General features: G+C 68.4%; 14 protein-coding genes. 9 read left to right on the plus strand and 5 right to left on the minus strand.

Annotated elements, in window-relative coordinates; genetic code table 11:
- Positions 1-14 precede the first annotated feature (14 nt).
- Together ACWC5O_RS10235 and ACWC5O_RS10240 are read left to right on the plus strand one after the other, a co-directional pair.
- On the plus strand, positions 15-887 hold the full coding sequence (locus ACWC5O_RS10235) for a slipin family protein (protein ID WP_450581236.1): 873 nt from the start codon (positions 15-17) through the stop codon (positions 885-887).
- A gap of 62 nt (positions 888-949) precedes the next feature.
- Complete coding sequence (locus ACWC5O_RS10240; RefSeq protein ID WP_450581237.1) at positions 950-2,218, plus strand: ATP-binding protein; 1,269 nt, start codon at positions 950-952, stop codon at positions 2,216-2,218.
- Positions 2,219-2,415: 197 nt separating this feature from the next.
- Here the strand turns inward: ACWC5O_RS10240 and ACWC5O_RS10245 are convergent, their stop codons facing one another.
- From ACWC5O_RS10245 to ACWC5O_RS10265, 5 genes are all read right to left on the minus strand, one after another.
- Entirely contained in the window at positions 2,416-2,688 is a 273-nt protein-coding gene (locus tag ACWC5O_RS10245) for a hypothetical protein (protein WP_031170234.1), read from the minus strand.
- A gap of 251 nt (positions 2,689-2,939) precedes the next feature.
- Positions 2,940-3,188: a DUF5994 family protein gene (locus tag ACWC5O_RS10250; protein ID WP_450581238.1), complete on the minus strand. Its 249-nt coding sequence runs from the start codon at positions 3,186-3,188 to the stop codon at positions 2,940-2,942.
- 193 nt (positions 3,189-3,381) lie between these two features.
- On the minus strand, positions 3,382-4,359 hold the full coding sequence (locus tag ACWC5O_RS10255) for a magnesium transporter CorA family protein (protein ID WP_450581239.1): 978 nt from the start codon (positions 4,357-4,359) through the stop codon (positions 3,382-3,384).
- Positions 4,360-4,566: 207 nt separating this feature from the next.
- Positions 4,567-5,538, minus strand: a complete 972-nt coding sequence (locus tag ACWC5O_RS10260) for a pirin family protein (protein ID WP_450581240.1) — start codon at positions 5,536-5,538, stop codon at positions 4,567-4,569.
- A gap of 113 nt (positions 5,539-5,651) precedes the next feature.
- Positions 5,652-6,134 carry an SseB family protein gene (locus ACWC5O_RS10265; protein ID WP_450581241.1) on the minus strand — a complete coding sequence of 161 codons (483 nt, stop codon included), beginning with the start codon at positions 6,132-6,134 and terminating at the stop codon, positions 5,652-5,654.
- A gap of 141 nt (positions 6,135-6,275) precedes the next feature.
- Between ACWC5O_RS10265 and ACWC5O_RS10270 the strand changes: the two genes are divergently transcribed.
- The 7 genes from ACWC5O_RS10270 (at position 6,276) to ACWC5O_RS10300 (ending at position 15,324) form a co-directional block, all read left to right on the plus strand.
- The gene (locus tag ACWC5O_RS10270; RefSeq protein WP_450581242.1) at positions 6,276-8,102 is read left to right on the plus strand and encodes an acyl-CoA dehydrogenase; all 1,827 of its coding nucleotides are present in this window, start codon (positions 6,276-6,278) and stop codon (positions 8,100-8,102) included.
- A gap of 93 nt (positions 8,103-8,195) precedes the next feature.
- Positions 8,196-9,494, plus strand: a complete 1,299-nt coding sequence (locus ACWC5O_RS10275) for a M18 family aminopeptidase (protein ID WP_450581243.1) — start codon at positions 8,196-8,198, stop codon at positions 9,492-9,494.
- Positions 9,495-9,618: 124 nt separating this feature from the next.
- Positions 9,619-11,259: a hypothetical protein gene (locus ACWC5O_RS10280; RefSeq protein ID WP_450581244.1), complete on the plus strand. Its 1,641-nt coding sequence runs from the start codon at positions 9,619-9,621 to the stop codon at positions 11,257-11,259.
- Positions 11,260-11,353: 94 nt separating this feature from the next.
- Positions 11,354-11,596, plus strand: a complete 243-nt coding sequence (locus tag ACWC5O_RS10285; RefSeq protein WP_450581245.1) for a DUF6458 family protein — start codon at positions 11,354-11,356, stop codon at positions 11,594-11,596.
- 96 nt (positions 11,597-11,692) lie between these two features.
- On the plus strand, positions 11,693-12,031 hold the full coding sequence (locus tag ACWC5O_RS10290; RefSeq protein ID WP_386572783.1) for a hypothetical protein: 339 nt from the start codon (positions 11,693-11,695) through the stop codon (positions 12,029-12,031).
- 193 nt (positions 12,032-12,224) lie between these two features.
- Positions 12,225-12,836: a hypothetical protein gene (locus ACWC5O_RS10295; RefSeq protein WP_450581246.1), complete on the plus strand. Its 612-nt coding sequence runs from the start codon at positions 12,225-12,227 to the stop codon at positions 12,834-12,836.
- Between the two features lie 112 nt (positions 12,837-12,948).
- Entirely contained in the window at positions 12,949-15,324 is a 2,376-nt protein-coding gene (locus tag ACWC5O_RS10300) for a hypothetical protein (protein WP_450581247.1), read from the plus strand.
- Positions 15,325-15,339: the final 15 nt, after the last annotated feature.

Raw genomic sequence — 15,339 nt, forward strand, 5'->3', positions numbered from 1 at the left:
CCGAGGAGCAGCACATGCAAGCCCTGATCGTTCTCATCGTCGTGATCGGCCTCCTGGCCGTCCTGGCCCTCGCCCTGTCCGTGAAGGTCGTCAAGCAGTACGAGGAGGGGGTGCTGTTCCGCTTCGGGCGACTCGTCGGAACACGCTCCCCGGGGCTGCGGTTCATCATCCCGTTCGTCGACGCCCTGCACCGGGTGTCGCTGCGCGTCGTCACCATGCCGATCCAGTCCCAGGGCATCATCACCCGGGACAACGTGAGCGTGGACGTGTCGGCGGTCGCCTACTTCCGGGTCGTCGACGCCGTGAAGTCGGTCGTCGCCGTAGAGAACGTCGACGCGGCGATCAACCAGATCGCCCAGACCACCCTGCGGAAGGTCGTCGGCCGGCACACGCTCGACGAGACGCTGTCGGAGACGGACCGTATCAACCTGGACATCCGCCAGATCCTCGACGTCACCACCGTCGACTGGGGTGTGCAGGTCACGCTGGTCGAGCTGAAGGACATCCAGCTGCCCGACACCATGAAGCGCGCCATGGCCCGCCAGGCCGAGGCCGAGCGGGAGAAGCGAGCGAAGATCATCAACGCGGAGGGCGAGTCCCTGGCCGCAGCCGCGCTCGGTGACGCCTCGGACACCATGATGGCCCACCCCCTGGCTCTTCAACTGCGCAATCTCCAGAGCCTGGTGGAGATCGGTGTCGACCAGAACACCACCGTCGTCTTCCCAGCCCCCCTCATGAGCACGATCGGCGAGCTCGGCTCATTCCTCGCCCGGGAAACCGCGGCCGCCGCACCCGCCGCCGCAGCGCCACTGGCCGGCACCGGCCGCACCGGCCGCACCGACAAGTCCCTCAGCCCCGCCGACAACGCGCCCGGCACCGCAGCGTGACCGCGCGCGGCCTTCGGGCATCGGCTGATGATGGGAGTACGGCCGAACACGCGGAGCTGATCATGACGGGTTGGCGGGTCAGGGACTACACCCAGGACGATCTCGAAGCGCTGATCCGGGTCGACATGGAGAGCGGCACGACCGAGGAGCCGCCGCTCTTCCCGCTCTCGGACGCCGTGACGGCCCTCCAGGCCCGCCACCCGGCTGTGGTGGCCACGGCCGACGACGTGCTGATCGGCGCCGCGGTGAGCAGGGTGGAGGGCGAACGGGCATGGATCCTGCGCATCTGCATGGCGCCCGGCTGGCGGCGGCGCGGGCTGGGCAGTGCCCTGATCACCGCCCTTGAGCAACGGCTCTTCGCCGCCGGCGTCCGAGCGGTGCAGGCCGCCCTGCCCGAGGGCGAGACCGGTGCCACCGCCCTGCTCAACTGCGACTACGGCGCCCGCCCCGGGCTCGTCTTCTTCGAAAAGCGCGGGCCGGTGACTCCGCAGTCGGCCGGCACGCTGTCCTCGCTCGGAGCGGAGCTGCCGCCGGGGGGACTGTGGCAGAAGGTCGCCGGCATGCAACGGGAGAAGCAGCTCATCGAGCGGCGCCTGGTCCTGCCGCTGGCCCATCCCGAACTGGCGGCCCAGCACGGGGTGGAACTGCCGCGGGCGGTGATGCTGTTCGGCCCGCCAGGGACCGGCAAGAGCACGTTCGCGCACGCGATCGCCAGCCGCCTGGGATGGCCCTTCCTCGAACTGTTCCCCGCCCGTCTGGCCGCCGAGTACGGCCTGGCGACCGGGCTGAACCGGCGCTTCGACGAGATCGCCCGGCTCGACCACGTCCTCGTCTTCATCGACGAGGTCGAGGAGATCGCCGGCGAACGCGGCGGCGCGGACGCGACCGCTGTCGGCGTCGTCAACGAACTGCTCAAGGCGATCGTCCGGTTCCGAAGCCAGGACGGACGTCTGCTGGTCTGCGCCACGAACAACGTGACCACGCTCGACTCCGCGTTCCTGCGACACGGCCGCTTCGACTACGTGCTGCCGATCGGCCCTCCCGACCACACCGCCAGGACCGCGCTGTGGGAGAGCTACCTGGCCCGAGCGGGCGCGCAGGCCGACAGCGCGGTTCTTGCGTCCGCCAGCGAGGGGTTCACCCCCGCCGACATCGCCCATGCGGCGCGAACCGTCTCCCAGGCCCAGTTCGAGCGCACCTTCGACACCGGAACCCGGGCCGCCCCCACCACAGACGACTATCTGGACACGATCAGCGACACCAAGCCCACGGTCAGCACCGCCATGGCCCAGGAATTCGCCCAGCAGACGGAGAAGTTCGCCCGCATCTAGCGTCCAGGCCGACGGGGAGTCGATCCGCGGTTACGGAAACAGGCAACGGCTCCGGCGTATACCCGCCGGAGCCGCCCTTCCGGGTCATTGCACGTGAGCGTGCGCCGACCCGCTTTCCACGTTACGCCAAAGTGATTACGCCGGCATCAGCACAGCTCGCGAAGGTTCGCTTCGGTCCGAGAAGCCGACGCGGCGGCTCAGCCGCGACCTTCCTCTTCTGTCTCCATCTGCCGGATCCCCTGATGCGTCAGCGTGATCATCGCGGGCGTGTTGCCCCTGCCCCAGTCCACGACGACCCAGCCTTCGTCCGCCAGGTACGTACAGGCAGCGGCCATGTCCTGCTCGGGGATACCGAGGTCGGTGCGGAGCTTCGCACCGTCGACGCCCAGGAGGCGATTGCCTTCGGCGGCTTGGTACAGAGCCTGCATGATCCTCTCGCGGTACGTCTTCCGGTCTCGCAATATCGCCATGACGCGCCTTCCTCTACCGCCCACGGTCGGGCCGAAGTCGATGTCATCCACGGTCGCCGGCGCGGTGGGGCGCGTCGGAACGGTCGCGTCCACCGCCGACCGACGCTGCCTCCGGGTCCGGCGCCCGATCCCCGGCAGAACATCGCTGTAGTGGAAGGCAGCGATCCGTTCGTCGTGCTGACCATTGAGCCGGTGGATCAGAACGACTCCGACGGCGATCAGAAGGAGCAGCACGGCCACGGCGATGACAGTCATGGTTCCCTCACCTCCGCCGATTGCCCGGCGAAGGCCCTGGCGAGCCGATGGGCCGGGGCAGGGACGACGGCCGACCTGTTCCGCCGTCGGCCTCCCACGCCTCTGGGTGGCAGCTCACCGGTGAGGGCACGGGAGCGGGGCCACCAGGTGCCGTCCAGCCCCCTGGGCGCCGGTGTCAGGGACAGGCGAACCGGCAGCGACGGCGCGCGCCTGCCCGATGTCGTACGGTCGATGGTCACGGACATGGCGCGAACCTGACCCCGGGCTCGTGAGCGGCCCGGCGTTGTCGATCACCGGAAACGGCACCCGCAGCGGAGCCGGTGCGCGAAAAACTCCCGGTGTCTTCACACTACCTCGCTCACCGGCCCGAAAAGCCGGGGGTGACCAGGTATTTTCCTGCCTTCGGAACCTGGTCGCCGGTGCCCGGCACCAGGCCGGTCAGAGCCAGTCCTTGCGCTTGAACGTCGCATACAGCAGTGCGGACAGGACCACGATGACGGCGGCGGAGGTGATGAATCCGGACTGGCGGCCAAAACCGGGATAGGGGAGGTTCTGGCCGTAGTAGCCGGTGATCGCGGTGGGTACGGCGATGATCGCGGCCCAGCTCGTCACCTTCTTCATGATCAGGTTCATGCGATTGGCCTGGACCGAGAGGTTCGTCTCCATGACCGAGGCCACCAGGTCCCGCAGTGATTCCGTCCATTCGGTGGCACGCAGCACGTGGTCGTAGACGTCCTGGTAATACGGGACGAGAGGTTCGGTGATCACGTGCAGGCCGGGACGCATGAGCCCGTTGACGACCTCACGCATCGGGAGCACGACGCGGCGCAACCGGACGAGCGATTTGCGCAGTGCGAAGACCCGGCGCTGCACAGCTTCGATCTCACGGCGCCCGGCCGCGAAGAGCAGACCCTCCAGCTCCTCGATGCTGTCGTCCAGTTGCTGGACCGCGGCGAAGTGACCGTCCACGAGATGGTCGAGCAGGCCGTGCAGCAGGAATGCGACGCCATGGCCGGCCAGGCCCGGGCTCTCGTCCCAGCGGGCGACGACGTCCTCGATGTCGAAACCGTCGTCCTTGCGGACGGTGATCATGGCCTGCCCGGTGAGGAATACGGCGATCTCGCTGTACGTCAGTTCCGCACCGTCCGGGCTGACGGTCGCGGCATAGGCGATGAGGAACTCGTGGGTGCGATAGCGGTCGAGTTTCGGCCGCTGCCCATGCTGTGCGGCACCCTCCAGAGCCAGTTCGTGGATGCCGAACTCCTGGCTGAGCATGGTGAATTCGGCGGGCCCGGGTTGGTACAGGTCCAGCCACAGGACCGACGCCGGATCGGCGAGACCCGCGGAGACGTCACTGGCGGGAAAGTCCTCCAGGACGAGAGTGCCGTCGTGGTACAGCCGGGTGCGCGTCACCATGAAGCCCGAGGCTAGTCTCTCGCGCCACGTTCATCCCGGTTCATCCCGATCGCCAGCGCGGCAGGCTCTGGACCAGGAGACCAGGAAGACGCGGCTCGGCAGTGTCCATAGCGAGGCGGTGCCACCGGAGGCGGCGCCCCGCTCGCAGCACGGACGAGTCCCGTCCACGTCCAGACCGGACTCGTCCGCATTCGGTCCTACCGAGCCCTACAGCCCGCCCTCGGACATCCCGTGCACCGCGGGGATCGTCCCAAGCCGCCCCTTCTGGAAGTCCTCGAACGCCTGTTGAAGCTCCTCGCGCGTGTTCATGACGAACGGGCCGTAGTGGGCCATCGGCTCACGGATGGGCTGTCCACCGAGGAGGACGACTTCCAGGTCCGGCGTGTGGGAGTCCTGCTTCTCGTCCGCGCGGACGGTCAGCGAGGACCCGGCGCCGAAAACGCCGGTCTGGCCGAGGTGGATCGGCCGGCGCTCGGTGCCGACGGTGCCGCGCCCGGCGAGGACGTACGCGAGGCCGTTGAAGTCCTCGCGCCACGGCAGCGTGATCTCCGCGCCCGGAGCCAGCGTCGCGTGGATCATCGTGATCGGGGTGTGGGTGATGCCCGGGCCCGCGTGGCCGTCCAGCTCGCCCGCGATCACGCGGAGCAGCGCGCCGCCGTCGGGGGACGTCAGCAGCTGGACGTTGCCGCCGCGGATGTCCTGGTAGCGCGGCGCCATCATCTTGTCCTTCGCCGGGAGGTTCACCCACAGCTGCAGGCCGTGGAAGAGACCGCCGGACATGACGAGGTGCTCCGGCGGCGCCTCGATGTGGAGCAGACCCGAGCCGGCCGTCATCCACTGGGTGTCACCGTTGGTGATGGTGCCGCCGCCACCCTGGGAGTCCTGGTGGTCGAAGATCCCGTCGATGATGTAGGTGACGGTCTCGAAGCCGCGGTGCGGATGCCACGGGGTCCCCTTCGGCTCCCCAGGCCGATACTCCACCTCACCCATCTGATCCATCATGATGAACGGGTCGAGGTGGCGGTAGTTGATCCCGGCGAACGCCCGGCGCACCGGGAAACCCTCACCCTCGAAGCCGCTCGGCGCGGTCGTGACGGCCAGCACGGGGCGTGCCACGGCGTCGGCCGGCGCGCTCACGCGGGGCAGCGTCAGCGGGTTCTCGACGGTCACTGCAGGCATGTCGGTACCTCCTTGTGCGCCCACTTTAGTTGAGCGTTGAACTTTCTGCCACTCCACAACAGAGAAAGCCCGGAGGGCATTCCCTCCGGGCTTCCACCGAGCCGCACCGCCGGTCAGCCGTACATTCTGCGCATCGCGAAGTCGACCATCTGCTCCACGGCCTTGGCGTCGAACACCATCCGGTGCTCGCCCTCCATGTCCAGGACGAAGCCGTACCCGGTCGGCAGCAGGTCGATCACCTCCGCGCCGGTGATCACGAAGTACTTGGACTCCTTGCCCGCGTACCGGCGCAGCTCCTTGAGTGAGGTGAACATCGGGATCACCGGCTGCTGGGTGTTGTGCAGGGCCAGGAAGCCGGGGGTGTCGCCGCGCGGGCAGTACACCTTCGACGTGGCGAAGACCTGCTGGAAGTCCTCCGCGGACATCTGACCGGTGGTGAAGGCGCGCACCGCGTCCGCGAGCGAGGGCGGGGACGGCTCGGGGTACAGCGGCGGCTGCTGGCCGTAGCCGCCGGCACCGCCCGGCATCTGCTGCTGCGCCTGGGCGTACCCCTGCTGGGCAGCGCCCCCATCCATGGGCTGGCCGTATCCGTACATGAGCCAAAGCGTACTGAGTCACAGATGACCGGTTCGGGGTTGCTTCTTATTACCGACGGGTAGCATCATCGTAGCTACTTGTTGGTACGTGAACGATGCGAGGAGTCAGTGCCTCGCCGAGTCCTATACGGAGCCGTCACCATGGGGCACTACAAGTCCAATCTCCGCGACATCGAGTTCAACCTCTTCGAAGTGCTCGGCCGCGACAAGCTGTACGGCACCGGTCCCTTCGAGGAGATGGACACCGAGACCGCCAAGAGCGTGCTCGAGGAGCTGACCCGCCTCGCCGAGAACGAGCTGGCCGAGTCCTTCGCGGACGCCGACCGCAACCCGCCGGTCTTCGACCCCGAGACGAACACCGCGCCGGTCCCGGCGTCCTTCAAGAAGAGCTACAAGGCCTTCATGGACTCCGAGTACTGGCGCCTGGGCCTGCCCGAGGAGATCGGCGGCACGACGGCTCCCCCGTCCCTGATCTGGGCCTACGCGGAGCTGATCCTCGGCTCGAACCCGGCCGTGTGGATGTACTCCTCCGGTCCGGCGTTCGCCCGCATCCTCTTCGAGGAGGGCACCGAGGAGCAGAAGAAGTGGGCGCAGATCGCGGTCGACCGGACCTGGGGCTCCACCATGGTGCTCACCGAGCCCGACGCGGGTTCGGACGTCGGCGCCGGCCGTACCAAGGCGGTCCAGCAGGAGGACGGCTCCTGGCACATCGAGGGCGTGAAGCGCTTCATCACCTCCGGTGAGCACGACATGGAGGAGAACATCCTCCACTACGTGCTGGCGCGTCCCGAGGGTGCCGGCCCGGGCACCAAGGGCCTGTCCCTCTTCCTCGTCCCGAAGTACCTGTTCGACTTCGAGACCGGCGAGCTGGGCGAGCGCAACGGCGTCTACGCCACCAACGTCGAGCACAAGATGGGCCTGAAGGCCTCCAACACCTGCGAGATGACCTTCGGCGACCGCCACCCCGCCAAGGGCTGGCTGATCGGCGACAAGCACGACGGCATCCGCCAGATGTTCCGCATCATCGAGTTCGCCCGCATGATGGTCGGCACGAAGGCGATCTCCACGCTGTCGACGGGCTACCTGAACGCGCTGGAGTACGCCAAGGAGCGCGTCCAGGGTCCCGACCTCGCGCAGTTCATGGACAAGGCCGCGCCCAAGGTCACCATCACGCACCACCCGGACGTGCGCCGCTCGCTGATCACGCAGAAGGCGTACGCGGAGGGCATGCGCGCCCTCGTCCTCTACACCGCCTCGGTCCAGGACACGATCGCGCTCAAGGAGGCGAACGGCGAGGACGCGAAGGCCGAGCACGCGCTCAACGACCTGCTCCTGCCGATCGTGAAGGGCTACGGCTCCGAGAAGGGCTACGAGCAGCTCGCCCAGTCGCTGCAGACCTTCGGCGGCTCCGGCTTCCTGCAGGAGTACCCGATCGAGCAGTACATCCGCGACGCCAAGATCGACACCCTGTACGAGGGCACCACGGCGATCCAGGGCCAGGACTTCTTCTTCCGGAAGATCGTCCGCAACCAGGGCGCGGCCCTGAACTCGCTCGCCGAGGACATCAAGAAGTTCCTGGCGCTCGGCACCGGCGGCGAGGAGCTGGCGGGCGCCCGCGAGCACCTCGCGAAGGCGGCCGTGGAGCTGGAGGCGATCGTCGGCCTGATGCTGACCGACCTCGCGGCCACCGAGCAGGACGTCAAGAACATCTACAAGGTGGGCCTGAACTCCACCCGCCTGCTGCTGGCCTCCGGTGACGTGATCGTCGGCTACCTGCTGCTCAAGGGTGCCGCGATCGCCGCCGAGAAGCTGCAGACGGCCTCCTCCAAGGACAAGGCGTTCTACACGGGCAAGATCGCGGCGGCGAAGTTCTTCGCGGCCAACGTCCTGCCGGGCGTCACCCTGGCCCGCAAGATCTCGGAGAAGGTCGACCTCGACCTGATGGAGCTGGACGAGGCCGCGTTCTAACCTGCCGAAGCACCCGCTCCGCACCCACTGATCGCCTGCGTGGGCCCGCTCCCGTACCGGGGGCGGGCCCACGCACGTCGTTAAGGTAAGCCCATGAGCGCACCAGCCCGCTTCGACCGCGGCCACACCGACGACCTGATGTCCTTCCTGGCGGCGAGCCCGTCGCCGTACCACGCCGTGGCGAACACCGCCGAGCGGCTGGAGAAGGCGGGCTTCAGGCAGGTCGCCGAGACGGACGCCTGGGACGGGTCGAGCGGCGGCAGGTACGTGCTGCGCGGCGGGGCGATCGTCGCCTGGTACGTCCCCGAGGGCGCCCAGCCGCACACGCCGTTCCGGATCGTCGGCGCGCACACCGACTCGCCCAACCTCAGGGTCAAGCCGCAGCCGGACACCGGGGCGCACGGCTGGCGGCAGGTCGCGGTGGAGATCTACGGCGGCCCGCTGCTGAACTCCTGGCTCGACCGGGACCTGGGCCTGGCCGGGCGGCTGACCCTGCGCGACGGCAGCACGGTCCTGGTCAACGTGGACCGGCCGCTGCTGCGGGTGCCCCAGCTCGCCATCCACCTGGACCGTTCGGTGTCCTCGGAGGGCCTCAAGCTCGACAAGCAGCGCCATCTGCAGCCGGTGTGGGGGCTCGGCGACGACTTGCGCGACGGCGATCTGATCGCCTTCCTCGAGATGGAGGCGGGGCTCACGGCGGGCTCGGTGGCCGGCTGGGACCTGATGACGCACTCGGTGGAGCCGCCCGCCCACCTCGGCCGGGACCGCGAGCTGGTCGCCGGTCCCCGCATGGACAACCTGCTGTCGGTGCACGCGGGCGCGGCCGCCCTGGCCGCCGCCGCGACCTCCGGCGCCCCGCTCACCCACATCCCCGTGCTGGCCGCCTTCGACCACGAGGAGAACGGCTCGCAGTCGGACACCGGCGCGGACGGCCCGCTGCTCGGCACCGTGCTGGAGCGCTCGGTGTTCGCGCGCGGCGGCTCGTACGAGGACCGGGCCCGCTCCTTCGCCGGCACGGTCTGCCTGTCCTCCGACACGGGCCACGCGGTCCACCCCAACTACGCGGAGCGGCACGACCCGACGCACCACCCGCGGGTCAACGGCGGTCCGATCCTCAAGGTCAACGTCAACAACCGCTACGCCACGGACGGTTCGGGCCGGGCGGTGTTCGCCGCGGCCTGCGAGAAGGCGGGCGTGCCGCTGCAGACCTTCGTCTCCAACAACTCGATGCCCTGCGGCACCACGATCGGCCCGATCACCGCGGCCCGGCACGGCATCCGGACCGTCGACATCGGCGTGGCGATCCTGTCGATGCACAGCGTGCGCGAACTGTGCGGCGCCGACGACCCGTTCCTGCTGGCGAACGCGCTGACGGCGTTCCTGGAGGACTGAGTCCCACCGCTCGTCCCCCCTGCGAAACCGTTATTTTTGAACCTGTTCAAACACGGTTGCCGCAGCATACGATGCGCTTCGCTCTTCAACGATCTGCGTATCCGGTCTCGTGGGGGGACTGCACGTGCGAAAGAGATCCCTGGCGCTCGCCTGCGCCTCCGTCGCCGCCGGCGTGCTGCTCGGTCCGGTGCCGGCCGCGCACGCGGCGGTGGCACCGGTGCTGTACGGGGTGGGCAGTGACGGCAGCCCGGCCAGCGGCCTGGTGTCGGTGTACGCCTCGTCCGACAGCGACATCACCTCGATCAAGGCCCACCTGTACGCGCCCGGCTCCGCGGCCGACGCCCCGGAGGTCGCCGAGGTCACCGACTTCACCCTGGCGTCCGGCACCGGCCACCAGGGCACCTGGCGGACCACCACCCCGCTGCGCCTGGCCGACCTCGGCACCTACCGTGTCGTGGTCGACCTGACGGACGCGGACGGGGACACGTCCTCGACGCAGGGCGCCTACGGCTACGACTACTGGCTCCAGGCGCATCTGACCGAATTCCAGGTCACACCCCAGCACCCGGACTACGAACACCAGGACGTCTCCGTCTCCGGGCGATACACGATCGAGGACCCGCGCACCGGCGAGACGAGCCCGGCGGACGGGCAGGTGATGGTCTCCACGGCCAACATGGGCGACTCCACCAAGGTCCCGGTCGACGGCGACGGCCGTTTCTCCTACTCGTACACACAGACCTACGAGTACGGAGGCTCGGTCAGCCCCTGGCTGTACCCCGTGAGCACCGAGCCGTTCTCGCAGGACAGCACCAACGTCAACGTCGACCCTGTGCAGTCCGAGACGCGCGTGACCCTCGACGCCGCCGAACTGGACGTCAAGGCCGGCCAGGCGGCGACCGTCTCCGGCACCGCCGAGGTGTACGTCGGCGGGGCGTGGAAGCCGCTCGCCGGGGCCAACGTGGACGAGGTGTGGCAGAGCGACATCGGCTCCGCGGGCGCCCACCCCGTCACGGACGCCGACGGCCGCTTCTCCGGGCAGCTGACCATGTCGAGCACCGGCTCGGTCGAGGTGCAGGTCCGCAGCGGCACGTACGTGAAGACGAGCCCGCTGCAGACGGCCAAGGTGTACGTCGCGAAGAAGACGTCCCTCACCGACTTCACCGCGACGCTGAACAAGTACTCCGAGCTGACGGCCAAGGGCATGCTGCACACCGGCTCCAGCGTCCCCGCGTATACGGACAACAAGGTCGAGCTGCAGTACTCGGCCGACGGGAAGACCGGCTGGAAGACGATGAAGACCGTCGTCCCGGACAGCTCCGACCCCGAGTCCGGCGCACCGTTCAAGGGCACCTTCGACGCGCCCTACAAGGGCTACTACCGGGCGCACTTCAAGGGCAGCCGCAACTGGCAGGAGTCGTACAGCAAGGTCGCGTACGCCAAGCGCACCCCGACCCGGATCACCGGCGGCAACGCCTCGCCCGAGCCGGTCCGCAAGGGCCGTACCCTCACCTGCAAGGGCAAGCTGCAGTACTACAGCTCGGGCGTCTGGAAGGCCTACGGCGACCAGAAGGTGAAGATCCTCTTCCGCCCCAAGGGCTCCACCAGCTGGTACGACATGGGCAACACCTACACCCACTCGGACGGCACGTTCAGCAAGGGCTTCACGGCCTCGAAGGACGGCACATGGGTCGCGGTGCTCCTGTACCCGAACAGCACCCATCTGGTGAGTGCCGGGCGCGAGGACTACGTGGACGTGGTCTGAGCTCCCGTCAACAGTCGCCCCGGGCATACCCGGGGCGACTCCGGGTACCCGGAAGCTCCACAGATTCCGGGACCGGAAAGGAAGGCGACGGCTCATGGGCCTCGGCGGCTGCATCATCCTCATCGCCGTGGGAGCCATCCTCACGTTCGCGACCGACTGGCACATGCAGGGGGTCAACCTCGACATCGTCGGCGTCATCCTGATGGCCGTCGGGCTCATCGGCACCGCCACGTTCAGCGGCATCGCACGGCGCCGGCGGCTCGTGGTGCCGCCGACGCCGGTGGTCGAGGAGGAACCCCACCGCCACCATCACCGTGGGGACGGGTACGGCGTGTGACCCCCGAACCGACCCACTCCGGATCCGCCCTGCCGGACAGGCGGATCCGGCCGTTCCGTACTCAATCCTCTTGTTAACTCAGTAATCTACCGAGTTGTGGACTTCACTATTATCAAGCATGCGGTCGAGGTCGACCACGGCATCAAGCGCCTGAGCATGCACTTCATCAAGAAGCACGCTGCGCCGGAACGGGCCCGCCTCAGTTCCGAGTTGTGCACACAGATCAGCGAGGAGTTCGAAAGGCTCGGACTCACCACGCTGCCCCGAACCTTGCCGACGTCCGAGAACGAGTTCGTCTGGGTCATCCAGCGAGACAGCATCCTCGGCGAAGTCACCGCTGTCGCAGCCGCGCTGGCGGATCTGGACCGGCTCAGGATGAATCCGCTGCCCCAGGTGTTCGCCAACTATCCGCTGGCCAAGAGCAACTTGAGCTGACAGACGGCATAGAAGCGTAGAAGCGGCACGTTTGACTCCGGCGTGTCGCGTACCTCAACAGGCGTACTGCGGCGAAAAAGGCGCACCGCCATCCCTCCAGCTGTGCCTACTGTTGTCCCAACATGCGCCGCCAGTCGCCTTGATGAGGTTCCGTCACTTCTGTTCCAGAGGCGACACTGTTGAGGAGTCCGAGATGAGCAACGCCGAAGAAATACCCACCCCCCACGAGGAGCCCGTCTTCATCGTCGGCATCTCCGGGCGGCTACCGCACCGCACAATATGCGCGCTGGAGCTCGACCGTACGGAGATTCCGGGGCACCTGCGCAAGTGGCAGGCTCTTCTGGGGGACCGGCTGCACATCTCCACACTGGGGCAATTACCACACCCAAGCAGGCTCGTCAAGCGCGAATATGCCGCTCCCATGCGGCAACTCACCAAGGCGCTGGCCGAGTTCCCTCAGCTGCACGTCATCCACATGACCAAGCGGCCCGCCCCGCAGGCCGAGCAGGACATCCTCGACTGGTTGTGCAAGCTTCTCGACGGGCGCCCTTCCGGACTCGCCCTCATCCAAACCAGCCGGGGGATTTTCCGGTACCGCCTCACGGCGGGAGGACCTGAACCGGACCCCCTGTGGACCCTTCCCCACAGCCCGGCCGAGGCCGAGCTGCTCCTGACCCCCGCAAAACTCGGCGCTTACGCCGCTTACCAGCACCGGTGTTACCCGAACCAGAGCTGCAGACCGAGCTGGCTCCCGCCGGAGCTTCCCTGGGCAGACCTGGATATCCCCACCGATAACCGCACTTAATGACCTGCCATGGGCGGCGAGTCGCTACTCGCCGCCCTTCAGGCAGTCATCCCCACCATCTTTCTCGCCATCCCAGTAGGACACCTCGGACCACATCGGGAGATCCACACCCATGACCACCGGCACACCCGCCGCCCTGTCCCTCGACGTCACCTGGGGGACGGATTCGATCCGGGTCACCAACATCTCGCCCCACCTTCCCGCCGACCCGACGGACAGTCAGATCGCTGCGGTCACGGCAGCGGGCCGGGCCAACCCGAGCACCTGGCTCCCGGACGCCTCCTGGGACGCCATAGCACGTGCCACAACTCGCCCCGAAGCACTGGCGGTTCAGCTGACGCCGACAGCGGACGAGCCCGCGGGCCTCCTGATGGTCGAGAACGTCGAGGGCGCGACCCTGCGGTCAGGTGTCACCCGGGTCCTGCTGAGCGAGCTGTTCCCCGGCATCCAGCCCCGGACAGGCATGGAGGTGTCGGAAGTATCCGACCCCCAGGTGCACGGGATCACTCATCAGGGCCGCCCCGGCGCGATCGTCCAGTACCGCTACGAGAGCCTCGCTCACCTGCGCAACCATGTGTGGCAGACCGTCTTCGCGACGCTGCACATCAACAGCTACGCGACCTCCATCCTCACGCGTTCCGTCACCCGCAACCTGATCACCCACCCGGTCGAGATCACCTTCGAGGACGGCACGGAACCAATCCACGTCCTCGTCGTCCGCGACGGCATCACCCGGCTCGCCAGCGCCTGGGCCGTCCAGGCCGGGCACGATGCCGATCACGCGGAGGTGGCCACCCTGGCCACCGAAGCCCTGCTCGGCAAGGAGTCCGCCACGGGGGCAGCCGCGGGACCCGGTCTCGGGCAGCGGCTGGCCGTCGGCCGAGCGCGGTGGCGGCAGGACCTGCGAAAGGAGTTCGACGAGGAGATGAAGGGAGCGGCCCCCGGACTCCGGACCGCTCAGATCGCCCAGTCCTACGTCGTCCCGGCGCAGATCGCCGTCGGCGTCGAGGGCCACGACGGCCGGGTGCTGTCCCCCGAGGACATCTTCGACGACGCCATCCGTTCCGTACTGGCCTCTGTGCACGTCGAATTCAAGCAGTGGGACCCGGCGGCCCAGAACGTCGAGGTCATCACCCGGGCCTTGAAGCGGATCATCCAGCAGGGCGACCCGCGCTGGAACACGGCCGATCTCCAGGCGGTGTACGGCCTCGCCGTCGGGCGTATCCCCGTGAAGGAGCTGCCGCAGGCCTTCGGAGGCGATCCCGCGCCTCCCGCGACCGCCCTCTGGCGTGCCGTCTACCTGATCAGCGCCCTGAGCCAGCCGGATCTCCTGGAACTGCTCAAGGAGCAGGCCAAGGCCATCAAGGGCGGCCAGAGGATGAGTATGAAGGGGTTCGGCGAGTTGCTCGGGCCAATCATCGACCTCCCCTGGCGCGCGAAGAAGAAACTCGTCACCAAGCAGGCACGCAACGCGTGGAACAACGGCGGTGTGCTGACGAACGACGTCACCCAGGGCTGGACCCCCGTCCCCACGGACGACTTCACCGCGCTCATCGCACCGGCGATGAGCGGCGACGACGACGCCCGCCGCACCCTGGCCGTGGCCGGCGGTGTCGCGTTGATCGCCGACAAACTCCTGACCAGGAACGTCGGCTCGTCGCTGGGCGCCCCGAAGGAGAAGGGCGGTGTCCCCTTCCGTGCGGACGTGTACAAGGTCGTCGAGGGGCTGTCCCGGCGGACGAACGAACTCGGCCTGTGGACGCTCGCGCTGGCCGCCAACACGTTCCGCGACGGCGAACTGCCGCAGAACTCCGTGGCCAAGCAGAGCCTCACGGGCAAGGAGCCGAGCGCGTCGGACGAGCCACCGTACGTCTACTTCAAGGTCGACCTCGATGCCGCGGATCACATAGCCCGGGACGCGGCCGGCGTGCCGGAACGGCTGTACGAGTGGGACGTCGTCGCGGCCTCGGACCCGGACCGGGCGGCACGGCTCGCGGTGCCGCCGACGGCCGTCGCCCCGCCACCGGTACCGGTCCCGGTGGTGCCCGCGCCGAACGGAGAGCCAGAGCCGGCGGAAGGTGCCGAGTCCCCCGGCGCTGTCCCCGGCGAGACGACCGGCGATTCGGATCCGGTGACCGCGCTGTTCCAGTTCGGCACCGTGACGGGGAGCGAGGGCGCACTGACCGCCGGCGCCGTGCCCGGGCCCCGGGACCAGGGCCCCCCGGCGCCACCCAGCCAGCGTGCCGCCGGGCACCGCAAGGCACTCCAGCTGGGGGTGCAGGGCGCCAGGGATGCCCTGGACCATCTGTACGTCCTGGAGCCCGAGGTCGGGGACCACACCCCTATCGTCCCCGTGAGCCAGCTGGACGAGCTGCACAAACTGCTGGTCGGCATCCTGACCGACGTGGAGAACCTCCGGCGCAGGACCACGGAGGGCCATGCCGGCGACCCCGAGTCGGACGAGTCCCAGGAACTCGCCCTGGACTGACGGCTCCCGGCCTTG

The organism is Streptomyces sp. NPDC001450, assembly GCF_053597295.1.